This window comes from Kribbella sp. NPDC051586 (genome assembly GCF_044453965.1).
In the GTDB taxonomy this organism is placed as follows: Bacteria; Actinomycetota; Actinomycetes; order Propionibacteriales; family Kribbellaceae; genus Kribbella.
In genome coordinates this window covers 1,125,446-1,148,221 of sequence record NZ_JBITDF010000004.1, presented here as the reverse complement: position 1 = coordinate 1,148,221, position 22,776 = coordinate 1,125,446, and the positions used below count along the sequence as shown (strand labels likewise).

Genomic DNA, 22,776 nt, shown 5'->3' with positions numbered 1-22,776 from the left:
TGTCGTGCTGGTGGACTACTCGTTGCCCGCCGGGGAGGGGGAGTAGTGGTCGTCGGTGAGGACCGGGATGTACGTCGAGATCGGCGCCGCGTTGCCGAAGGTGATGGTCACGTTGACCATCTGGCCCGGCTTCGCGCCGGTGACGATGATCGCCGGTCCGCCGTCCTCGGCGCCCGGGCTCGGGGCCGACGGAGTGTCGGTCGGCGCCGCGGTCGGGGTCTCGGAGGGCGTCGCGCTCGGCGTCGCGCTCGGCGTGGCGCCGGCCTCGGCGATCGGCGGCGAGTCGGTGGCCGGCAGCCGGAGCGCGGTGTGCGGCTCGAGCTCGACCGGCTGGGTGAGGCCCTCGAACTTCACGTCGGCCGGCTGGTCGGCGCCCGCCTGGCCGTCCTGCGTCCCGGCCGGAGCCTGCGCGATGCTGACCAGGGTGTCCGCGTCGTCGCTGTTGTTGACGATCACGCTGTGCAGTTCGCCCTTGCCGTCGGCATCGGCCAGCACCAGCATGTTGCGGACCTTGAGCTGCCCGGACTCGACGTTCGTGCCCTCGGCGGCCTGGTAGGGCTGCAGGGTCGGCGCATCGAAGCTCGCGCTACACGCCGCCAGCGCGATACTGAGAGTGGCGGCGGCACCAGCCAGCGCAGTACGCCGGGCGAACCGCGAGGACAACGTGATCGGCACTGGAATCCCTCTCGTGCAAGCTGTTTCGACACTGTCTACGACAGTTCGTGACGCCGTCAGGCGGCCGCCTCCGGCGCCCCACAGCGTAGCCCTCGGGTGTCCAGGCCCTCACGGCGGGATGCCGGCAACGGGGGCAGTAGGCAACTGCTCACGCGCGTACGAGGCACGCAAGAGAGCGTTTGTCAAGGCGAGAAGTGGCCCCTGACCAGCGCAAACGCCAGAACCGGACCACCGACTGCGTGGTAGGATAGATCTTGGAAAGGGGCACTTCACACATGACTTTCACAGTCGGCGAGACGGTTGTTTACCCCAATCACGGAGCGGCCGTCATCGAGGACATCGAGACCCGTCAGATCAAAGGTGAGGACAAGACCTACCTGGTCTTGAGGATCGTCGCTCAGAACGACCTGGTCGTCCGGGTCCCCGCGTGCAACCTCGATCTTGTCGGCGTGCGTGACGTCGTGGATCAGGCCGGCCTGGAGCGCGTCTTCGACGTGCTGCGCGCACCGCACACGGAGGAGCCGACCAACTGGTCGCGTCGCTACAAGGCGAACCTGGAGAAGCTGCACTCCGGTGACGTGCTGAAGGTGGCAGAGGTCGTCCGCGACCTGTGGCGCCGTGAGCGTGACCGCGGTCTGTCCGCCGGTGAGAAGCGGATGCTGGCGAAGGCTCGCCAGATCCTGGTCTCCGAGCTGGCCCTGGCTGAGCACACCAACGAGGACAAGGCCGAGGCCATCCTCGACGAGGTCCTCGCCTCCTAAGACTGTTGACACAGTCTGAAGTTGTAGTCCTGGGATGACTAGCGCGGTCGTGATACCCGCGGCCGGCCTGGGGCTGCGACTTGGTGGAGAGACACCGAAGGCATTTCGAGAGGTCGGTGGCGATTCGCTGCTGGTCCACGCGGTGCGTGGGCTGAAGGCAGCGACCGCCGCCGACCTCAGCTGTTTCGTGGTCGCCGTGCCGCCCGGTGCGGAGGAGGCGGTCGCGAAGGAGCTCGCGCCGTACGTCGGGGACGCGGAGCTCCTCGTCGTCGCGGGCGGCGCCGAGCGACCCGACTCGGTCCGGGCTGCCCTCGAGGTGGTGCCGGTCGACGGGATCGACTGCATCCTGGTGCACGACGCGGCGCGGGCGTTCGTCCCCGCCGACGCCATCGAGCGGGTGGTCGCCGCGGTGCGGTCCGGTGCCGACGCTGTCGTGCCGGTGGTGCCGGTGACGGACACGATCAAGCGGGTCGGGCCGGGCGGCGAAGTCGTCGACACGCCCGACCGTTCGACGTTGGTCGCCGTTCAGACGCCGCAGGGGTTCGCTCCTGAGGTGCTCCGTCGCGCGCATGCCGCCGGCGCCGACGCGGGTGTGACCGACGACGCGATGATGTGCGAGCGGCTCGGCGTGAAGGTGCAGACGGTCGAGGGCTCGCCGGACGCGTTCAAGGTGACCCGCCCGCAGGACCTTCTGCTGGCCGAGGCTCTGTTGGCGGAGAGGCGGCTCGGGTGAAGATCCCGCGAGTCGGCAACGGTGTCGACGTACACCCGTTGGAGGACGGCCGCCCGATGTGGCTGGCCGGTCTGCAGTGGCCGGACGAGCCCGCGGGGCTGTCAGGTCATTCGGACGGCGACGCGGCGGCACATGCCATCTGTACGGCATTGCTCACCGCGGCGAAGCTCGGTGACCTGGGTTCGAACTTCGGCACGGCCGAGCCCGAGTGGGCCGGCGCGGCCGGGGTCGTGCTGGTCGCGGAGGCCGCGCGCCGGGTGCGCGCCGCCGGCTTCGAGATCGGGAACGTCGCAGTACAGATCGTCTGCAACCGGCCGAGAATCGGCGCCCGCCGCGAAGAGGCCGAGAAGGTCCTCTCCGCCGCCTGCGACGCCGACGTATCGGTAAGCGCCGCAACCACCGACGGCCTCGGCTTCCCCGGCCGCGCCGAAGGCATCGTCGCCATCGCAACCGCCCTCATCTACTGATCTTTGGGCACCCGCCAACCGTTTTCAGGCGCTGTCGGTGGTTGGTGGGTGCCCAAAGTCGACCGGATCCGGGGAGAAGCGGGCGGCGCGGGGATCGAGCTCGTTGCCTTGGCGTTCGGTGAGTAGGGAGTAGAGCTCGGGGCGGCGTCCACGGAGCCAGCGGCGGCCCGTTGCCAACGGCACCAGATCCAGGTCGAGATCGGCGACCACCACGGCCTCGGCGGGTACGGGCGTCTCGGCGACGATGCGGCCGTACGGGTCGAGGATCATCGCGTTCCCGGTCCGGAGTTCGTCGTCGTCCCGGCCGACGCCGTTGCTGAACAGGACGAACATCCCGTTGTCGTGCGCCCGCGCCGGCAGCCACCGCATCAACCACCCCCGCCCGCTCGGCCCGTTGAACGCCTCCTCGATCCGCGCGCGATCCCCGCTCTCCCAGACCGACAGCGGGATCGGCTTCATCCCGTGCGGGCTGCGCGAGTTCGTACCGCCGGTCTGGTGCGGAGCGATCAGAACCGTTGCGCCGAGCAACGCGGTGATCCGGACGTTCTCGACCAGGTTGTTGTCCCAGCAGATCAGCACCCCGGCCCGGAAGCCCCACGGCGTGTCGAACACCGTGTACGACGCTCCGCTCGCGATCTCCTCGTGCTCGAACGCATGCAGCTTCCGGTGCACGTGGACGGTCCCGTCCGGCAGGCACACGGCGTACGCGTTGAACAGCGTGCCGTCGGCATCCTCCAGGAACCCGACCCCCAGGCCGGCGCCCAACTCCTTGGCCAGCGCAACGACCCGCCCGATCAGGGCGCCGTCGGCCGGCTCCGCCAACTCGCGCAGCCGCTCCGCGGTCTGCCGCCGAAGGTGCCAGTAGCCGAGCAGACACATCTCCGGGAACACCACCAACCGAGCGCCGTCGGCAACGGCCTGCCGGGCGAGCCGCTCGACGGTGGCGAGATTGACCTCGGGCCGATCCGGGGTCGGCTCGAACTGGACAACGGCAGCGCGGAAGGGCGTCATACCCCTATCGAAACGCCGCGGCATACATGACGTCCAATAGGCACTCGGTGTCATTCCATATCCTGGGGTTATGGATCTCCGTCTGCTCCGGGCGTTCGCCGCCGTGGCCAGGCTGCGAAACTTCGGCGCCGCGGCCGATGAACTGTCGACCAGTCAGCCCGCGTTGACCAAGCAGATCCAGGTGCTCGAACGCCGGCTCGGTTCGGTGCTGTTCGTCCGCGGCCGGCACGGCGCCCGCCTGACCCCGGCCGGCGAGTTGCTCCTTCCTGACGCTCTGGAGTTGCTCGAGCGGTCCGAAGCCTTCGAACGGCGGGCCACGCAGGTCTCGTCCGGGTCCGAGGGATCGCTCGCGATCGGGTTCGGACTGTCCGGGATCGTGCTGGCCCCGCGGGCAGTGGCGCTGTTCCGGAGCCGGTGGCCGGGAGTGACGATCTCGCTCGAGGACATGTCGTCCGCGACCCAGTGCGAACGGTTGCTGGCCGGCAGCCTGCAGATCGGGTTCGTCCGGCTGCCGGTGCCGGCCGGGCTCGAGCACCTTCGGTTACGACGCGACCGCCTCACTCTCGCCGTACCGGCCGCGCTGGAGGTCCCACGCGATCTGGTCAGCTGGATCGACGCCAAGCCGTTGGTCCGCCTGACGCCCGCCCGCGGCCCGGGCCTGACCGCGCAGATCAACAGCCTGTACGCCGAGCTTGGTTGCCATCCGCAAATACTTCAGGAGGCCGGCGATCTGCAGACGGTGCTGGCGCTCACGGCAGCCGGCGCCGGGCCTTCCGTCGTACCGCAGTCTGCCGAGCGGATCGCACCGCCGGAGGTCCGGCTGGTGCCGCTGCCGGGACGGGCGGCGACCTGGTGGATGGGGACCGCCTGGGCGACCCGGACGCCACTCACCGAACGCTTCGTGAAGGCTGCCGCCGAGGTGGCCCGGCAGGGCGGGGTGTGAGGGTGCGGTGTTCCGGCTGAGGCTGCCTAGGGACCGGAGCTGAAGCCGGGATTGACGACGTGCCGGACATTGCCGTGCAAGCGGCGATTGTGGACGGCCGCGGCCGCGATGATGCCGGCGGCAACGAGCAGGCAGAGGATGCCGCCGACCAGGTCCGCCGTCACGTTCTCCTCGCCGGCGAACTCCGGCTGCAGTACGCCGTGCTTGTCGAGGATGACCGGCACCTTGCCGCCGGGGAAGTCGTGCGAGCCGTGCTTGGTGAAGTCGTAGCTGTGGCCGTTCGGGCAGTCGGCGGTGAACTCGTACACCGGGTCGCCGTCGTACCCGCGGACCTGGCAGGTGATCGTCGTACCGACCTGGGAGAGCGCGACCGGCGTCGGCGTCATCACGAACGGCACCGCCGCGAGTCCGCCGGCCAGCGCGCCGAAGTACCCGAAGTTGCCGCCGCCCAGGGTCGCGACGCCCATCACCAGGAAGCCGACGCCCAGCACCAGCACCAGCACCGACAGGACGATGTCGTGCGGCGGGAACGTGTACAGCGCGCCGGCCGCCACCAGCAGCACCCAGCCCAGGACGATGTGATGCCAGGTCGGTCCTTTCGGCGCCCCCGGCCGCCGGAGATGCCGCCCGGCGACGATGACGATCACGATGATCGCCGCCATCCCGCCGAAGAACTCGATCCCGATCCGCATCGACTAGCGCCTCCGGGGCAGTGGGGGGAGTTCGTAGGAGTCGAGCCAGGCGGCGAAGAGGTGGCGGAGGGCCTCCTCGTCGGGGCTGAACGTCATTGCCAGGGCGATGAACTCGGCGGTGGTGACCGAGCCGTGACGATGGACCTTGGTCCAGGTGTGCAGGAGCTCGAAGAACGCGTCGTCGCCGAGGTGCTTGCGCAGTACGTGCAGGGTGATCGCGCCGCGCTTGTAGAGCCGGTCGTCGAACATCAACTCCGGGCCGGGGTCCGACAGCATCAGGTCCTGCGGGAGGCCCTTCAGCCGCGAGTGCGCTTTCGAGACCTGTTGGTCGGCGGTGAGGCCGCGCGACTCCTCCGACCACAGCCACTCGGCGTAGCAGGCGAAGCCTTCGTTCAGCCAGATGTGCTGCCAGCTCGCCGGGGTCAGGCTGTTGCCGAACCACTGGTGCGCCAGCTCGTGCGCGACCAGCCGCTCCGAGCCGCGCCGGCCGTCGACATGGTTGCTGCCGAACACCGAGATGCCCTGCGCCTCGAGCGGGATCTCCAGCGGGTCGTCGGTGACCACGACCGTGTACCCCCCGAACGGGTACGGCCCGAACTGCCGGCAGAACAGCTTCATCATGTCCTGCTGCCGCGCGAAGTCATGCCGGAACTCACGGTGCTGCCGGCCCGGCAGCACGCCCTTGATCGTCACCGGCGACGTGGCCAGATCCACCTCGTCGTACGGCCCGATCTGCACGGTCGCGAGGTACGTCGCCATCCGCGCGGCCTGGTCGAAGACCCACGTGGTGCGGCTCGCCTTCACCCGGCGCGACACCAGCCGCCCGTTCGCCACGACCTGGTACGGCGAATCGGTGGTGATCGCGATCCGGTAGTGAGCCTTGTCGCCGGGGTGGTCGTTGCAGGGGAACCAGGTAGCCGCGCCGCTCGGCTGGCTCGCGACGATCACGCCCTCGGTGAGCTCCTCCCAGCCGAGCTCGCCCCACGGACTGTCCTCGGGCTTCGGGTTCCCGCCGTACTGGATGTCGACGGTGAACTCGGCGCCGTCCGGGAGGTTCGCGGTGATGTAGAGCTTGCCCCCGCGCTGGGTGAAGCGCTGCGGGCGGCGGCCGTTGACCTGCACCTTCGACGCCCTCAGCCCGGAGAGGTCCAAGCTGAACCGGGACAGCGGCTGGGTGGCGAGGGCCGTGATCGTCGCCTTGCCGGTCAGTCTGTTGCTGTTGACCCGGTAGTCGAGCTCCAGGTCGTACGACTCGACCTTGTAGCCGGGGTTTCCGTGGGTGGGCACATACCGGTCAACCATCAGCCCTGCCAGGGAGCGATCGGGTTCCCGGCCCAGCGCGTACCCGCCGGCACACCTTCACCACGCATCACGAGAGACACCGGGCCGATGGTAGCTCCTGCTCCGACCGCGGCGGCCGGGAGGACGATGCCGTGGGGCCCGAGGGTTGCTCCCGGCCCGAAGGTGACTGTGCTCATGGAGAGAACTCGATCATGAAAAAGGTGCGTCTGCAGCACACAGCCGCGATTCACCGTGGCGCCGTCGCCCAGGGTGATCAGATCTGCCTCCGGCAACCAGTACGTCTCGCACCAGACGCCCTTGCCGATCCTGGCGCCGAGCGACCGGAGCCACAGGTTGAGAACCGGGGTGCCGGCGGCGGCGTTCGCGAACCAGGGCGCGGCGACCAGCTCGACGAAGCTGTCGACCACCTCGTTGCGCCAGACGAACGAGCTCCACAACGGGTACTCGACCGCGCGCGTGCGGCCCACGATCAGCCACTTGGCGACCGTCGCCATCCCGCCCGCGACCGCACCGGCGGCCAGGATCACCGCGCCGGACAGCAGCAACGCCGGCAACGGGCCGAGCCAGATGCCGAGCGCCTGCAGCGCGAACAGCACCCCGAGCGCGATCAGCACCGTGCACATCATCGGGACGAAGCGGCACAGCTCGACCAGGGCACGCGCGACCTTGAGCTTGTACGGCGGGTTGAACGTCCGGCTCTGATCGCCCGCAACGGCCTGCCGGCGCAGCTTCACCGGCGGCGAGCCGAGCCACGACGTACCGGCCTTGGACTTCTTCGGGGCCGCGGACAGGACGGCGACCAGCCCGTTCTTCGGGACGCTCCGGCCGGGCGCGGTCATCCCGGAGTTGCCGAGGAACGCGCGCTTGCCGACCTTCGCGCCGGCCACGTGCAGCCAGCCGCCGCCGAGCTCGTACGACGCGATCATCGTGTCGTCGGCGAGGAACGCACCCTCACCGACGGTCGTCATCTTCGGGAGCAGCAGCACGGTCGACGCCTCGACGTCGCGGCCGATCTTCGCTCCGAGGGCGCGTAGCCACCACGGGGTCAGCAGGCTCGCGTACAGCGGGAAGAGCAGCGTGCGTGCCGAGTCGAGGAGCCGCTCGGTCGCCCAGACCTGCCAGCCGATCCGGCTGCGGACGGGGTAGTGCCCGGGCTTGATCCCGATGCCGAGCAGCCGTACGCCGATCAGCGTGAGGATGGCCGTCGTCGCGAAGCCGACGAGCGTCATCAGCGGGGTCGCGGCCAGCGCCTTGAGCGCGGCATCTCCGAGGGTCTGCGTGCCCTTCACATACTGTCCGAGCACGACAAGCGCCGCCGCCGCGGCCGCCACCGGGATCAGCGACATGACGGCGGATTGGACGCCGTACGCCGCGACCCACCACGGTGCGGGGGCAGGTCGATGATCGGGCCACGGGTGCCGGGCGCGACCGATCCGCGCCGCGGGGGAACCGGACCAGCGCTCGTTCGGCGGGACCTTGCCGGAGACCGCCGACCCCGCCACGATCTCGGCGTTGCGGCCGATCTCCGCGCCCGGGAGCAGCGTGCTGCGGGAGCCGACGACGGCCTCCGCGCCGACGCTCACCGGGCCGACGTGCAGCCGGTCGCCGTCGATCCAGTAGCCGGCCAGGTCGACCTCGGGCTCGACCGAGGCGCCCCGGCCCATCGTGAGCATGCCCGTCACCGGCGGCAGCGTGTGCAGGTCGACGCCGCGGCCGACCTTCGCGCCGAGGGCACGGGCGTAGTACGCGATCCAGGGCGCGCCGGCGAGGTTGGCCGCACCGGCGGCGTCGGCGAGGTTCTCGGCGGCCCAGAGGCGGACGTGGACGTTGCCGCCGCGTGGATACGTGCCCGGCTTGAGGTTGCGGAGCAGGATGCGGGCGCCGAGTACTGCGATCCCCATCCGGCCGGCCGGGCTGATGAGGATCAGCCAGCCGGCCAGGATCCACCACCACGACACGGTCCGGGCCCACGGCAGGGGCTCGATCAGCTCGGCGAGCAGGTTGTTCAGCGTGAAGACGTACACCAGCCAGCGGACGCCGACGACTGTCTGGAGGATCAGGGTCAGCGCGGTCTGGAGGAGCTGGGTGCTCTTCGGCGTCGGCCGGATGTCCCGGAGCTCGACCGGCTCGACCGCGGCCGGCTTGAACTCGTCGAGCCGCTCCGCGAGCGCGCCCAGACGTGGGTATTCGTAGATGTCGCCGACGGTGACTTCCGGGTACCCCTCGCGGAGGGCGGAGACCAGTTGGGCCGCGGCGAGGCTGCCGCCGCCATGCAGGAAGAAGTCGTTGTCGGGGCTGGTGACCTTCGCGCCCAGAACTTTGGTCCAGCGCTCGGCCAGCCAGCCTGCGGTGCCGATCAGCTCGGCGGCCGGTCCTTCGCTGTCCATGCCGGGCAGCGGCCAGGGCAGCGCATTGCGGTCGACCTTGCCCGACGTCCTGGTCGGCAGCGTGTCGACGACAGCGAGCAACGGCACCAGCGCCGCCGGCAGTGCTTCCCGCAGCCGCTCGGTCGACTTGGCGTTGTCGAAGGACTCCGGCTCGTCCGGTACGACGTACCCGACGAGGAGCTGATTGCCGGCGGCGCTGTTGCGGACGGCGGCTGCGGCGCCCGAGATGCTGGGGAGCGCCTGGAGCGCGGCATCGACCTCGCCGAGCTCGATCCGCCGGCCGCCGAGCTTGACCTGCTCGTCGGCGCGGCCCTGGAACAGCAGCCCCAACGGGTCGGACCTGACCAGGTCGCCGCTGCGGTACGCGCGCTCCCAGCCCAGGGTCGGCATCGGGGCGAACTTCTCGGCGTCCTTGACCGGGTCGAGGTACCGGGCCAGGCCGACGCCGCCGATGATCAGCTCGCCGATCTCGCCGTCGGCGACTTCGTTGCCTGCGGCATCTACTACGGCGAGGTCCCAGCCGTCCAGGGGAAGCCCGATCCGGACCGGGCCTTCACCGGTGAGCCGCGCGGCGCAGGCCACGACGGTCGCCTCGGTCGGGCCGTAGGTGTTCCAGACCTCGCGGCCGTCGACCGCCAGCCGCTCGGCAAGCTCGGGGGGACAGGCCTCGCCGCCGAAGATCAGCAGCCGGACCTGGTCCAGCGCGTCCGGCGGCCACAGCGCCGCCAGCGTCGGCACGGTGGAGACGATGGTGATGCCTTGGGCAACCAACCACGGGCCGAGGTCCATGCCGGTCCGCACCAGCGAACGCGGAGCCGGCACGAGGCAGGCGCCGTGCCGCCAGGCCAGCCACATCTCCTCGCAGGACGCGTCGAACGCGACCGACAGACCGGCCAGGACCCGGTCGTCAGGACCGATCGGCTCCGCCTGCAGGAACAGCCGGGCCTCGGCGTCGACGAACGCCGCGGCCGAGCGGTGGCTGACGGCGACACCCTTGGGTACACCGGTCGAGCCCGAGGTGAAGATGATCCACGCGTCGTCGGTGGGCTCGGGGCCCGGGGTGCTCCTCGGCGAATCCGTCGTACTCCCGGCGTCCATGCGGGCGGAGTACGGATAGTCGAAGGCGCCGTTGGCTGCGTCGTTGTCGACGATCGGCCGCTGTTGCGGGCGGGTCACCGTCAGCTCCAGCTCGTCGCCGACGGTGGCCGCGACCGCTGCCTCGCCGAACACCAGTTCGGCCCGCTCGTCGGGGTCGTCCGCGTCCACCGGTACGTACGCCGCGCCGGCTTGGAGCGTGCCGAGGATCGCGACGTACAGATCGTTGTGCCCGGACGAGATGCGGACCCCGACCCGGTCGCCCGGGCCGATCCCGGCGGCGGTCAGACGGTTGGCGAACCTGGTCGTCTGCGCCACGAGTTCGCGATAACTCAGGCTGACGCTGCCGTCGTCCAGCGCCGGCTCGTCGGCGTACCTGTCGGCCGTCTCCTCCAGCACATCCCACAGCGTCCGCGCGGCCGTCGCCAACTCCCCGCGTCGCAACGTCACGGGCGGATACTACGCCGCCTGGTTAGCACCTGGATAACTCGAAGGAAACACGTGGGTGTGTCCATCAATCGCTTGTTGCGCTCCAATCCTGCGCGAAAGCCTTGAAAGTACGGGCCGGCCGGCCGAGCGCCTGCTCCACATCCGTGGTCGGTTCGCCCCCGTAGCCGTTGGCGATCGAGGCGAGGATGCTGGTGAGAAGTTCGGCGCCGGCGCGCGGAACGCCTTGTGCTACTTGCTGTTCGGTGTAGTCGGCCGGGGCGACGGCGACGTACTCGACCCGGTGGTTGCCGGCCTCGGTGAGGTGACTGGTGGCTTCGGTGAAGGTGATGGCTTCGGGTCCGGTCAGTTCGTAGGTGCGCCCTCGGTGCTCGCTGGTGGTGAGGGCGGCCGTGGCTACGTCTGCGATGTCGTCGGCGTCGATGAACGGCGTACGGCCGTCGCCGGCAGGCAGGGCGAGAGTGCCTCGGCGGACCGCGTCCTTCCACGGGCCTTCGGTGAAGTTCTGCGCGAACCAGTTGGGGTGCAGGATCGTCCACTCTGCCCCGGAGTTGCGCACGGTCTGTTCGACGGTGTGGAGGGGATGGGCGGGGTCGGAGGCGCGGGAGGCCGACAGGAGTACGAGCCGTCGTACGCCTGTTGACAGCGCCCGCTCGGTGAAGCGGGCCAAGCGGTCGCCGGGGCGGACGGTGGGCTCCATCAGATACGCGGCGGTGATGCCGTCGAGTGCCGGGGTCCACGTGGACGGGTCGTCGAGGTCGAGCCGTACGTCGCTGCCGGTGCGCGACGCCGTACGGACGAAATGGCCGGCGGACCTTAGCCGGTCCGCTACGCGGCGGCCGGTCGTACCGGTGGCGCCGAGGACGAGGAACTTGTGCATGACGTCCAGCCAACCGGAGTTCGTCCAGACGATCCATGGGAGAGCGTCGCCGATCCATTTGTGATCGTCTAGCTTGTACGGGTGGACGTTCTCAGCGACCTACTGCAGCGGGCGCAGGCGACGGATGCGCTGGTCCGGCAGATCATCGCGCGCGGGCCGTGGTCGGTGACGTACGCCGACGCGCCGTCGCTGTCGGTTGTCGCGACGCTTGGCGGCAGTGCGTGCCTGCGGCTGGACGACGGCGTACCTCGTCATTTGGCTGCTGGTGACATCGCGTTGATCACGGGAGTCGGCAGTTACACGATCGCTGACGATCCGGCGACGCCGGCGTACTACGTGATCCGCGGCGGGCAGAAGTACACGATCGACGGCGATCCGGTGGACTGGCAAGGCGAGTACCTCGCGCCGCGGACGTACGGCGACGGGCTGCCGGGCGCGACGACCATGGTGCGTGGAGCGTACGACCTGCGTGGTGACGTCGGCCGGCGGGTGCTCGCGCTGCTGCCGCCGCTGGCGGTGGTGTCTGCGACGCCGCAGACGCGTCCGGCGCTGGATCTCCTCACCACGGAGGTCGCCCGCGAGGAGCCAGGGCAGGACGCCGTACTGCGTCGGCTGCTCGACTTCGTCCTTGTGCTGGCATTGCGCGCGTGGTGCGCCAGTCCGGAGGCGGAGCTGCCGTCCTGGTACCAGGCCCTCACCGCACCCGGCGTCGGCGATGCACTCCGCCACCTCCACGAGGACCCCACGCACCGCTGGTCCGTCGCCGAACTAGCCGCCAAGGTCGGTCTGTCCCGCGCCACCTTCGCCGCCCGCTTCACCAAGCTGGTCGGCCAGCCGCCCCTCACCTACCTCACCGCCTGGCGGATGACGCTGGCAGCCGACCTCCTCCACACCACAACCGCCACCATCGCCACCGTCGCGCACCAAGTCGGCTACGAAGACCCCTTCGCCTTCAGCGTCGCCTTCAAACGCACCCACCACCAGTCACCCACCGAGTGGCGCAACAACCGAAAGGATTGAACGGGTTATCAGGCTGGGTTGGTCTTTCTGGATGTAATGGGCGCCTTGGGTGGCTATCAGGTGGGTGCTGCCGAGGGTGTTGGCCAGGTGGTGGTGGACTTGTTGCCAGCGGGTGCGTAGGTCCTCGAGGGTGAAGGGCTTCCAAGGGGTGGGGTCTTCGAGCTCCAGCCAGGCGTCCGGGCGGCTGGTTACGACGACGCTGGGCATTTCCAGGCGGCGCTGGCTTGCGGTTACGGCGGGGAGGCTGGCGAGGGTGTCGAACGTCGTGCAGTCTTCGCGCTCGCCGTCCCTGAGGAACAGGGTCTGCTGCTCCACGTCCAGGTCCAGCTGAAGGTCGGTCGGGTCGACGAGGACCAGTCCGGCAAGTCCTTCGGGCGGATCCGCGGCGACGATCAGTGCGATCAACGCTCCGATCGAATGGCCGATCACGACGTACGGCGTGGGTACACCCGCCAGCAGACGCCGAAGCTCGTCGGCCGAGGTCCGCGATGACGGCCTCCCACACGTCGCCACCGTCGCCCAGACCGGAGCAGAACACCACCGTGGACGGGCCGTCACCTGCGTGGTCGACTGTCAGTTCGTAACCACCTACGTCAATGCGCATGCCTAGTAGCTATACCGGAACGTTGATGGCGTTGTCTCGGGTCATGGCGGGACGCTAAGTCGGGTCGCCGGGGACCCCTCCCGAGCTCAGTCGTCCAGTATGTCGAGGTCCGCCGGGACCAGGGTGGTTGACAGCAGCAGCGCCCGGAACAGGTTGTCGTTCAGTGCATTGCCGACCGGCTCCCCAACCTCCTCGCGCGTCAGACCCGGTACGCCGTCCCGCGACAGCCGAGTGCGCACATTCGACACCAGGTGCTCGACCCGCTTGGCAGTCCAGCCGTCTGACGGCTGCAGCTCGGCCACCTGGTCCGCGGCCTGTCGCCAGGACAGTGGCAGCGGATGCAGGTCGTGCAGCAGGTAGCGCTGGCCGACGACGGTCAACGCCAGCTTCTCGGCCGGAGACAGCTGCCAGATCCGGGGCGGCTGCGTCGGATCACGTGGCCGCAGTACGGGACGTGCTCCGCTGTCTCCGACGACGTACACCTCCAGCAGGTGCTCACGACCGCTGGAGCCCTGAACGAAGAGCGGCGTGTACCCGGACGCGAGCGGCATCGGATCCTCACCCGCGAACAGCGTCCGCTCGCGTGGGAACCGTACGGGCAGCCGTCCGGTCACTGCGACCCACCACTGCCCGGTCCGGTAGCTGATCGACCCGTGCATCCGGCTGACTCGCGGATCGTCCTCACCGACGCACACATGTACCTCAGGCCGGTTCCGCCCGAACAGGACCGTCCGGTGCGGTCCGGGGTCGACAGCTAGACCACCGCCGACGCTCAGCACGAACATGGTGCCCGGCTGGGCGTCAGGTACGCCGCGTGCCAGGCTCGCCTGGTCCTGGGGAAGTCTCCGGATCGGCTCCATGTCAGGCCTTCGGCAGCTTCGCCCCGGCAGCTTGGCCGAGTTTTGTCACCAATCCGCACAGCGAAGTCTGTGTACCTGGACCTGTCGCCGTCACGGTGACGAGCTCAACCCCATCCTGCCCGTGCGTGTCGACGAAGGTCCGATACACGATCAGCGCGGCGCAGGTCCCCGGACCGTCGTACACACTGGCCACGAACGCGGAGCGCCCGGCGAGCGTCACCCGACGGCCGTCGGAGGCGCCGAGCGGCTGATCCCGGTCGAAACGTATGTACACGGACAGTTCGCTGGTCGTGCTCTCCCAGCCGCACGACCAACCGCCGAACGACGTGTCCGGATCCGCTGCGTCCACGCCGGGGATCAGCTCGAGTTCCTGGTTGTCGAGCAACGCGCAGGCATCGACATGCGCCAGCGATGCCGCCGGCAACGGCTGGGTGCGACGCGGGATCGGGCCGGCCTTCAGTACGCCGATCGCCTTCTGCGTAACGGCTTCCGCCATCGCACACACGTCCATCCCGGACCCGCGGTTGTGCCGCGCCTCGACCTGAACCTGCGTCTGGTCCGACAGCACCAGGACCCGGGAGCAGTCGCCGTCGTCGGCCTTCTGCCGCACCACCGCCATCAGGTTGCCGGTGAACTTCTCCACCACACCCTGCGGCACATCTTCGGGCTCGTTGAGCTCGGCCCGTACGTCGACCTCCTGGTCGCCCTGCCCGGTCACCACGACGTCGCACCGGTCGAAGTTGCCGTACTCCGGTTCTAGCGTGGCGTCTCCGAACCGGCTCAACGTCGCCGCGTCGATCAACGCACACGGGTCCACCGTCAGCGGATCACCGACCGGGCCGGCCTTGGGTGTCGTGGAACTGGACGGCGCCGATGCCGGCACGTCCGACCCGGACAAGACATGCGCCAGCACCAACGCGAGAACGACAGCCCCCACGACTCCGGCAGCTGCGGTCGGGATCAGCCACCGTCTCCGTCGAGGGCGGCGAGGTGGCGCAAGCGCAGCACCACCAAGCTCCTCCACCACGTCGGCAGCGGATGGCCTGTCGCGTGGGTCGATGGCCAGCATGCGCGTGACCAGCGGCGTCAGCTCACCACCCCGGCGGAGCGGCTCGAGCTCACCTCGCGCTGCGCGCCGCAGTACTGCCAGCGGGTTGGGGTCGCTCCCGAACGGCGAGTGGCCCTCCAGCGCTGTGTAGAGCACCGCGCCGAGCGAGAACACGTCGGATGCGGTCGTAGGTTCGTTGCCGTTGGCTACTTCCGGGGCGAGGTGGGCCGGCGTGCCGATCGTTGAGCTGTCGGTGAGCGTGGCATCGGCCCACAGGCGACGGGAGATCCCGAAGTCCGCGAGCTTCGCCGTACCGTCCGCGGTCACGAGGACGTTGGCCGGCTTGAGGTCCCGGTGGATGATGCCGGCCGCATGGACCGCCTGTAGTGCCGAGGCGATCTGTACGCCGATGCGTGCGACCTGATCGGGTGGCAGCGTGCCCAGCGCGTCGAGGCTGCGCGACGGCAGGTACTCCAGCACCAGCCAGTGCTCGTCCCCGTCCGACACCACGTCGAAGATCGTCACCACGTGCGGATCGTGCAGCCGGGCGCCGGTCCGGGCCTCGCGGCGCAGCCGGCGTCCGTCCGGGTCGTCCACACCGGGGTGCGCACGCTTCAGTGCCACCACGCGGTCGAGTTGCTGGTCGTGGGCACGCCAGACCGAGCCCATACCGCCGGATCCGAGCGGTTCCCCCAACTGGTAGCGGCCCCCGATCAGCCGGTCGGTCACTTCACCAGGTCCGCCGATACCGCGAAGGTGTCGCACGCCTTGTTGGCGCCGATGTTGAAGCCGTTCTGGATCCAGAAGCCCTGGCTGGTGGCCAGGCCGTGTGTCCGCTCGTCCTCCGGAGTGTCCGCCGACTCACCGAAGCTGTTGCTGGACTGCTCCTTGAACTCGTCCAGCCGCTTCGTCAACGGATACGACTTCTCCACGGCCTTGCTGAACACACCGCCGAAGCAGGACGCCTGCAACTCGTTCCGCCGCGAGCTCTCCAGCTTCTGGTCCGGGTGGTCCTGCAGATAGACCGCACGGGCGTAGAACAGTCCGGTGACGCCTTGCACGTGGTGCCCGTACTCGTGCGAGATCGTCATCAGGTACGCCAGGTCCTGCTGTGGTCCGAAGGCCCGGTTCATCTGCTTCACGTCGACGTACATGACCTGATTGCCGTAGCAGTAGAACGCGAGGACACGTCCGGACAGCGGCTGGAAGTTGCCGCACGCGGTCTGGACCGGCTGGTCGAACACGACCAGCCCCGGGTCCGGCTTGTCCTGGCCGAGCTCGTGGAAGATCGGCCGCCACGCGTCGTTCAGGCACTTGAAGAGCCGCTGGTAGTAGACCTTCTGCGCGGCCAGGCTGGCGCTACCGAGGTTCGCCGCCGGGCAGTTCTGCTCCGGGAGCGGACCGGTCCGGTAGACGTCGGCGTTCAGCAGGTAGTCCTCGGCGGACCCCTTCTGCGGGTTCGTGGTCGGGGTCGGCACGATCGACGGACCGGTCACGCCGGGGTCCGCGGTGTCGTCCGTGCTTTTGCCCAGCAGGGTGGACGCGACCGCGAACGTGACGCCGAGGAAGATCAGCAGGACGAAGCCGAAGAGGATGAGCCGCAGTGGGCCGCCGCGCTTCCGCGGTGGCTGGAATCCGTTGAAGTGGCCCGGAGGTCCGTAGTACGGCTGCGCCCACTGACCGGGGTACTGCTGTGTCGGAGCGCCCTGGGTCGGGCCGGGCGGGTACTGGCCCTGCTGCGGCGGCCACGGGGCTGCCTGCGGCGGGGGCAGGATGCCGGGCGGCGGGCCGGGTGGCCGGCCCTGCGGCGGGCCGCCGTACCCGTACGGGCTGCTCACTACTCTGGCCTCCAGGCTTGGTCGGTCGAGTTCGCTGCACGAACCGGCACGAGACTACTCTCGACCCATGTCACCGAAGCGCCGCCTCCTCCCGGCTGCCCTGCTGATCTCCCTGACCGCCCCGGTCGCAGGCCTGTTCGTTGCCCTGAGCCCGGTGCCGGCCCAGGCAGCGGGTCGGGCCGACGACCAGATCACGGCGTACAACGCGGACGCGACGCTGACCAAGGACGGTCAGCTCCAGGTCAAGGAGACGGTCGACCTGACCGCCGGCGGTACGACGTTCAGCCGGACGCTGACCACCCGGGTCCGGTCCGACTCCGATCGCGACCGCACGTACGACCTCAAGGACGTCTCGGCGACGGTGAACGGTCAGCCCGCACAGGGCTTCCAGAACCAGAGCACCGACGACGGCCGCAAGCTCACGCTGAACGTCTCCGGTCAGTCGAAGATCGTCTACAGCTACACCGTGGACAACGTGGTCGCCGACTCGACCGAGGGTCGTGAGGTGAGCTGGCCGATCGTGCAGGGCTTCGGTGTGTCGGTCCCGACGGCCAATCTGAGCGTCAGCGTCCCGTTCGCGACCTGGGTGACCTGCTTCGCCGGCCGGACCGGTTCGAGCATGCCGTGTACGTCGTCCCAGCTGGGCGAGTCGGCCGACCTCCAGATCCAGCAGAACGGCGTACCGGCGGGTGGCCGGCTGACCTTCCTGACCGGACTGAGTGACCAGGCGACGGTGAAGGCGAACGCGCAGTTCGCGACCCGCTGGTCGCTCGGCCGCGCGTTCACCGTGGACTCGAGCACGATCGGCCTGGCCGTGATCGTCTTCGGCCTCGGACTGCTCGGCGCGGTCGGCCTGTGGTTCTTCCGTGGCCGCGACGCCGCGAAGGTCGGCGAAGGCGCGCCGGAGCGCCCGGTGCTCGACGGCGCCGACGGGCCGCGGTTCGCCGCGCCGGACGGCATCCGGCCCGGTCAGGTCGGCACGGTCGTGGACGAGACGGCCGACGTCGTCGACATCACCGCCACGCTGCTGGACCTTGCCGTGCGCAACTACCTGACGATCGTCGAGCAGCCGCGCGAGTCGCACTTCGGCAAGCTGGACTGGGAGCTGCAGCGGCTGCACCCGGGCGGTCCGGAGCTGCTGCCGTACGAGAAGGCCTTGCTGGACGCCGTGTTCGCGGACGGCGACTCGGTGCTCGTGTCCGCGCTCGGCCCCTCACTGCGGCCACGGCTCAACCTCGTCCGCGAGCAGCTGTACGCCGACGTCGTGACGCAGGGCTGGTTCAACAACCGCCCGGACGCCGTGCGGAACCGCTGGACCACCGCGGGCGTGGTGCTGCTCGGTGCCGGCGTCATACTGACCATCGTGCTCGCGATCGTCACCAAGTTCGGACTGGTCGGGTTCGCGGTCATGGCTGCCGGTCTGGTGCTCGCACTGGTCGGTCAGGTCGCACCGGCCCGCACTGCGCGCGGTGCAGCGGTACTGGGCCGAGTGGCCGGCCTGCAGCACTACCTGGCCAACGAGTCCTCCGCCAACCTGCCGGAGAGCCACCGGCTCGAGTTCGCGTCCCGCTGCCTGCCGTACGCCGCTGTGCTCGGGCTGACCGAGAAGTGGGCGCTGGAGATCGCAGCCACCGATGACGACGACGACCCCGACGCAGGCATCGGCTGGTACTCCGGTCCGGAGAACTGGCACCTGTCCGACATCGGGGAGTCGCTCAGCAACTTCGTCACCTCGTTCGGCGGCTCGCTGACCACCGCCCGCCGGCTCTTCGGCTGACGGGCGGCGGCCTGCGGCTGCTGCGGGCCTAGTTGAGCCGTACGTCTGCTGCGGCCCACCCGACGGCATTTGAGGGGTTAACCACTCGCGTTGTCCCTTCACCACCCGCACACCGGGGGGTGAAGGGACAACGGCGGAGGTTAACCCCTCAAATGGTTCTAGTTGAGCCGTACGTCGGCTGCGGTGAAGGTGTTGCAGGAGTCCGGCTTCTTGGTGTTGAAGCCGGTGATCGACCACTGGTAGTTGCTCACCCGGTTGCCGTGGTCGTGCACGCGCGGCCGGGCGTAGTCGTCACCGGAGTGGGAGATCAGGAACTTCCAGTTGGCCAGCAGCGGGCCCCGCATCGGAGTGAACGTCGCGTCCGCGCCGAGGTAGACGGCGCCGAGACAGGTCGCCTGCAGCTCACGCCGGCGGCTCTCGAGGAGCTTCTGGTTCGGCGTCATCGACTGCTGCCGGGACATCGACGAGGCGAGGATCCCGCTCAGCTTCTGCACGTGGTGGCCGTACTCGTGGGCGAACGTGTTCAGCATGATCGCGCGCGTGTAGACCGGGTTGGTCTTGTAGTACCGGTTGTCGACGCTGAACGGCAGGTAGATCGTCTCGTTCGCCGCGCAGTACGCCGCGCGGACGCTGCGCTGGATGCCGCACGGTGAGGGCTGCTTGCCGACGTACACGACTGCCTTCGGGTTGCGGAACGGCAGGTTCGCCTTCTTCATCGCCAGCCACCAGGTGCGGTTCAGGCAGGGCAGCAGACGGTTGTAGTACTGCTGTGCTGCGGCGACCGTGACCGGTGCGAACGGCGGCTCCGCGCACTTCGAGGCGGCGACCGGGCCGATCTTGTAGAGCGCGCTGCCCTTCACGACCTCGTCGGCTGTCGGGCCGCGGGGTGTGGACGGGCTCGGCGATGTCGACGGGGACTCGGACGGCGACGAGGACTCCGTCACCGGCGCGGTCGGGCTGTCCTTGGCCTGCGGGTCGTCTCCGCCGCCGACGCTGCGGACCAGCAGGGTGATGCCGCCGCCGACCACGACCACGGCGAGCGCGACCAGAATGATGAGCAGATTGCGGGAGACCTTCTTCTTCCGGCGGCGCCGGCCGCCCGGTGGCTGCGGGATCGGGATCGGCGGGTACTGCCAGGTGGGCGCCTGCTGGACAGGCTGGCCCATCGGACCGGTCTGCCCCGGACCGCCTTGCGGGGCGGCGTGGCGGGGGCCGGACTGCTGTTGCTGTGGGGGGAGCGCGTTGCTCCAGGGGGAGGACGGTTGCTGGCTCTGGTTCGCGGGGCCCCAGAGGTAGGAGTCCTCGGAGCGCGGGCCGCTCTGGTCTCGCTGGGCCGGCTGGGACGGCGCCGATTGCCAGGCACTCGACTCCGACTGACCGGTCGCAGACCACCCTTGCCCGGCGCTGGACTGGTTGGAGTTGTCTGAGTCGGACGGCTGACCCTGGGCGCCGCCGTCGGTCTCAGGGTCCAACGTCCACGACCGCGACGACCAGGTCGGCTCGGACTGGGTGGGGTCGTCGGAGCTCGGCTGGTTAGGACCTGGTTGGCCGGACTGCGACCAGGACGGACCGGACTGCTGTGAGGCGGCCGGCGTCGGACTGGTCTGCCACGGATCGACCACCGGCGGCCCGGACTGCCACGGGCCCTGCTGCCCGGGACCTGACTGCCCGGGACCCACCTGGTGCGAACCGGACTGGTTGGGGCCGGACTGGCTGGAACCGAACTGGCTGGGGCCTGACTGGCCGGGACCCGGCTGGTTGGAACCGGACTGGCCGGGGACTGGCTGGTTGGGGCCGTACTGCTGCGGCGCGGACTGCCACGGCCCTTGCTGGGTGGGACCCGACTGGCTGGGGCCGGACCCGTGCGGGCCGTACTGCGGACCGGACTGCTGGGAACCACGCTGCTGAGGCCCGGCCTGGTTCGGGCCGGGCTGGTTCGGGCCGGCTTGGTCAGGGCCCGCGTAGGTAGGGCCGTACTGCTGCGGGCCGGACTGTGGGCTCGACTGCTGAGGGCCGCGCTGCTGAGCACCGGACTGTGGGCCCGACTGCTGAGGGCCGCGCTGCTGAGCACCGGACTGTGGGCTCGACTGCTGAGGGCCGCGTTGCTGGGGACCGGGGTGGTTCGGGCCGGACTGCTGGGGGCCGCCCTGTCGGGGGCCGCGTTGGTTCGGGCCGGGTTGGGCGGGCTGGTCGGGGTGTTCCCGGCGGTTGGGGTTCCAGCCGCCGGCGAACCAGTTGTTCGCGGGCTGCTCGGTCTGGGACGGGTTCTGGAACTCGCGCTTGGCGTCGGTGTCTCCGCTCCACCAAGACTGCCCCGGACCTCCCTGCCCCTCTTCAGGACCGCCCTGACCGTCGCCGGCACCACGCTGCCCCTGCTGAGAACCAGCCGGACCTGCCCCCTGCCCGGACCGACCGCCCGCCGGACCGGACCGGCCGGAGCCAGGACCGCTCGCACCGCGACCGCCCGCACCTGGACCGTCGGCACTAGAACCGGCAGCACCAGGACCGCCCGCACCGCGACCGCCCGCACCGCGGCCGCCCGCACCTGGACCGCCTGCACCTGGACCGCCTGCACCGCGACCGCCCGCACGCGGACCGCTCGTGCCTGGGCCGCCCGCGGCTTGGTTGCCGGGGGTGGGGTGGGGGTGGTGGTCTGCCCCGGGACGGTGGGGGTTCTGCCCGGGACCGTGCTCCGGTGGGCGGTCCGGCTGATCGTCAGCCGGGTCGCTCCCCGGGGGCTGGTTCCAGTTGTCCGACATCGATACTCCTCACGACCTTGCTGGGTGTAGCTCGCCGGGGGTGCCGAATGCCGCCGCCCCCGGACATACTTTGCGCGATCCGGACCCACCAGGCTAGCTACCCCGGCCAGTCGTCTCGAACTAGTTCCGCCGCTAGCTCACCTGAGCCGCCGATGCCGCCCAGGTGTTGCAGGCGTTCGGGTTGCGTCCGTTCCATCCCCGCAGCGCCCAGAGGTTGTGGATCGCCGGGGCGCCGTGGTCGTGACCGTTGTCGATCGTGTTGGCGATCAGCCACCGCCACTGGACCAGCGACTGCCCGGTGATCGGGTAGCTGCGCCGGTTCGAGCCGATGAAGATGTCGGAGAAGCAGGACGCCTGCAGCTCCAGCCGCCGGCTGTCCTGCAGCTCCTGGGTGTACGTCGCCCGCTCGTACCGGATCCGCGCGTACGCCGCCAGCATTCCGGTCATGCTTTGCACGTGGTGCCCGTACTCGTGGGCGAACTGGTGCAGCATCCACATCCGGGCCCAGACCTTGCTATAGGACTGCGGGTACTTGTTGTAGTTCCCGACGTCCTCGCTGAGGTTCATGTAGATGGTGTCGTTGGTGCCGCAGTAGAACGGCGGCCCGCTGTCGCTGTGCGATCCGCACGGCGACTCGACCGTCCCGCTGAACGTCACCACGGACGGCGACCGGTTCCGGCTACCGGCCTTGGCGATCAGCGGCGACCATGCCTTGTTCAGGCAGCCGAGCAGGTTCTTGTAGTTGGCCCGCGCGCCCGCCGCCGTGGCCGGACGCGACTTGGACTCCTTGCAGCTCACCGAACTCATCGCGCCGGCCTTGTACAGCTTGTTGCGCAGCACCAGGTCGGTGTCGCTCGGGCCGGGGTTGGTCTTCGGCGTGCTGCTGGTCGAGCGGGTCGTCGTCGGCCGCGGCGCCTGTGTGGTCGGCTGGGTCGTGGTCGGCCGGACGGTGGGCCCGGTGGTCGGCTGGCCGGACGGTTCGCTCGACGCCTCGGGCGTGGGGCTGTACGACGACGTCGTGGTCGGCTCGGCGTACGACGGGTCGCCGTCCCCCTTCAGGATCGACGAGACGATCTTCAGCCCGGTCACCCCGACCACGAGCACGCCGAGGATGACGAACACCGCGATGACCCCGCCGCGGCCCTTCTTCTTCGGCGGTCGCGGCCCACCGGGCGGAGCGCCCCAGCCGAACTGCGGCTGCCCGTGGAGCGGCTGCCCCTGGAACGGTTGCCCAGGCCCCTGATAACGCGGCCCCTGGTACGGCGGGCCAGGCTGACCTCGGTACGGCGGGCCAGGCTGACCTTGGTACGGCGGGCCAGGCTGACCTTGGTACGGCGGGCCAGGCTGACCTTGGTACGGCGGACCAGGCGGGCCCTGGGGCGGCCCCTGCTGCCACCCGGGTGGCTGCTGCGGCGGGTACTGCTGCCCGGGCGGAGGACCCCATTGGTTGCCTGACACAGTCGAGACGCTACCGGAG

At 69.8% G+C, this 22,776-nt stretch carries 19 protein-coding genes; 7 read left to right on the top strand and 12 right to left on the bottom strand.

Annotated features, from left to right (window positions below):
* Positions 1-15: 15 nt before the first annotated feature.
* Complete coding sequence (locus ACIA58_RS32340; RefSeq protein WP_396407600.1) at positions 16-675, bottom strand: hypothetical protein; 660 nt, start codon at positions 673-675, stop codon at positions 16-18.
* A 275-nt stretch (positions 676-950) separates the two neighbouring features.
* On the opposite strand from ACIA58_RS32340, the gene ACIA58_RS32335 reads away from it, so the two are divergent.
* From ACIA58_RS32335 to ispF, 3 genes are read left to right on the top strand one after another with little or no spacing between them, the layout of a single operon-like run.
* Complete coding sequence (locus tag ACIA58_RS32335) at positions 951-1,436, top strand: CarD family transcriptional regulator (protein WP_130446326.1); 486 nt, start codon at positions 951-953, stop codon at positions 1,434-1,436.
* 34 nt (positions 1,437-1,470) lie between these two features.
* On the top strand, positions 1,471-2,169 hold the full coding sequence (gene ispD / locus ACIA58_RS32330; protein ID WP_396407599.1) for a 2-C-methyl-D-erythritol 4-phosphate cytidylyltransferase: 699 nt from the start codon (positions 1,471-1,473) through the stop codon (positions 2,167-2,169).
* Positions 2,166-2,636 carry a 2-C-methyl-D-erythritol 2,4-cyclodiphosphate synthase gene (gene ispF / locus ACIA58_RS32325; RefSeq protein ID WP_396407598.1) on the top strand — a complete coding sequence of 157 codons (471 nt, stop codon included), beginning with the start codon at positions 2,166-2,168 and terminating at the stop codon, positions 2,634-2,636. The genes ispD and ispF overlap by 4 nt, the downstream gene beginning before the upstream one ends.
* Before the next feature lie 24 nt (positions 2,637-2,660).
* Here ispF and ACIA58_RS32320 read toward each other — a convergent pair whose 3' ends face one another.
* A complete protein-coding gene (locus ACIA58_RS32320; RefSeq protein ID WP_396407597.1) occupies positions 2,661-3,647 on the bottom strand; it encodes a nitrilase family protein in 987 nt (328 codons plus the stop codon).
* A 70-nt stretch (positions 3,648-3,717) separates the two neighbouring features.
* Here ACIA58_RS32320 and ACIA58_RS32315 point away from each other — a divergent pair, with 70 nt between their 5' ends.
* Entirely contained in the window at positions 3,718-4,590 is an 873-nt protein-coding gene (locus ACIA58_RS32315; RefSeq protein WP_396407596.1) for a LysR family transcriptional regulator, read from the top strand.
* 26 nt (positions 4,591-4,616) lie between these two features.
* Here the strand turns inward: ACIA58_RS32315 and ACIA58_RS32310 are convergent, their stop codons facing one another.
* The 4 genes from ACIA58_RS32310 to ACIA58_RS32295 form a co-directional block, all read right to left on the bottom strand.
* Entirely contained in the window at positions 4,617-5,282 is a 666-nt protein-coding gene (locus ACIA58_RS32310; protein WP_396407595.1) for a hypothetical protein, read from the bottom strand.
* A gap of 3 nt (positions 5,283-5,285) precedes the next feature.
* A complete protein-coding gene (locus ACIA58_RS32305) occupies positions 5,286-6,584 on the bottom strand; it encodes a M1 family metallopeptidase (protein ID WP_396407594.1) in 1,299 nt (432 codons plus the stop codon).
* Positions 6,584-10,516 carry a Pls/PosA family non-ribosomal peptide synthetase gene (locus ACIA58_RS32300; RefSeq protein ID WP_396407593.1) on the bottom strand — a complete coding sequence of 1,311 codons (3,933 nt, stop codon included), beginning with the start codon at positions 10,514-10,516 and terminating at the stop codon, positions 6,584-6,586. The genes ACIA58_RS32305 and ACIA58_RS32300 overlap by 1 nt, the downstream gene beginning before the upstream one ends.
* Before the next feature lie 64 nt (positions 10,517-10,580).
* Positions 10,581-11,393, bottom strand: coding sequence for an NAD(P)H-binding protein (locus tag ACIA58_RS32295; RefSeq protein ID WP_396407592.1), 813 nt, complete (start codon positions 11,391-11,393; stop codon positions 10,581-10,583).
* 81 nt (positions 11,394-11,474) lie between these two features.
* On the opposite strand from ACIA58_RS32295, the gene ACIA58_RS32290 reads away from it, so the two are divergent.
* Entirely contained in the window at positions 11,475-12,413 is a 939-nt protein-coding gene (locus ACIA58_RS32290) for an AraC family transcriptional regulator (protein ID WP_396407591.1), read from the top strand.
* Here the strand turns inward: ACIA58_RS32290 and ACIA58_RS32285 are convergent.
* From ACIA58_RS32285 to ACIA58_RS32270, 4 genes are all read right to left on the bottom strand, one after another.
* The gene (locus tag ACIA58_RS32285; RefSeq protein ID WP_396407842.1) at positions 12,378-12,926 is read right to left on the bottom strand and encodes an alpha/beta fold hydrolase; all 549 of its coding nucleotides are present in this window, start codon (positions 12,924-12,926) and stop codon (positions 12,378-12,380) included. The genes ACIA58_RS32290 and ACIA58_RS32285 overlap by 36 nt on opposite strands.
* A 177-nt stretch (positions 12,927-13,103) precedes the next feature.
* Positions 13,104-13,877: an FHA domain-containing protein gene (locus ACIA58_RS32280; protein ID WP_396407590.1), complete on the bottom strand. Its 774-nt coding sequence runs from the start codon at positions 13,875-13,877 to the stop codon at positions 13,104-13,106.
* A gap of 1 nt (position 13,878) precedes the next feature.
* Complete coding sequence (locus ACIA58_RS32275; protein ID WP_396407589.1) at positions 13,879-15,654, bottom strand: protein kinase; 1,776 nt, start codon at positions 15,652-15,654, stop codon at positions 13,879-13,881.
* Positions 15,651-16,763 carry a neutral zinc metallopeptidase gene (locus tag ACIA58_RS32270; protein ID WP_396407588.1) on the bottom strand — a complete coding sequence of 371 codons (1,113 nt, stop codon included), beginning with the start codon at positions 16,761-16,763 and terminating at the stop codon, positions 15,651-15,653. Before ACIA58_RS32270 ends, ACIA58_RS32275 begins: the two co-directional genes overlap by 4 nt.
* 67 nt (positions 16,764-16,830) lie before the next feature.
* On the opposite strand from ACIA58_RS32270, the gene ACIA58_RS32265 reads away from it, so the two are divergent.
* On the top strand, positions 16,831-18,540 hold the full coding sequence (locus tag ACIA58_RS32265; RefSeq protein ID WP_396407587.1) for a DUF2207 domain-containing protein: 1,710 nt from the start codon (positions 16,831-16,833) through the stop codon (positions 18,538-18,540).
* A 158-nt stretch (positions 18,541-18,698) separates the two neighbouring features.
* Here ACIA58_RS32265 and ACIA58_RS32260 read toward each other — a convergent pair whose 3' ends face one another.
* Positions 18,699-20,219: a neutral zinc metallopeptidase gene (locus ACIA58_RS32260; RefSeq protein ID WP_396407586.1), complete on the bottom strand. Its 1,521-nt coding sequence runs from the start codon at positions 20,217-20,219 to the stop codon at positions 18,699-18,701.
* 183 nt (positions 20,220-20,402) lie between these two features.
* Between ACIA58_RS32260 and ACIA58_RS32255 the strand changes: the two genes are divergently transcribed.
* Complete coding sequence (locus ACIA58_RS32255; RefSeq protein WP_396407585.1) at positions 20,403-21,329, top strand: hypothetical protein; 927 nt, start codon at positions 20,403-20,405, stop codon at positions 21,327-21,329.
* Positions 21,330-21,431: 102 nt separating this feature from the next.
* Here ACIA58_RS32255 and ACIA58_RS32250 read toward each other — a convergent pair whose 3' ends face one another.
* Positions 21,432-22,757, bottom strand: coding sequence for a neutral zinc metallopeptidase (locus ACIA58_RS32250; protein WP_396407584.1), 1,326 nt, complete (start codon positions 22,755-22,757; stop codon positions 21,432-21,434).
* Positions 22,758-22,776 lie beyond the last annotated feature (19 nt).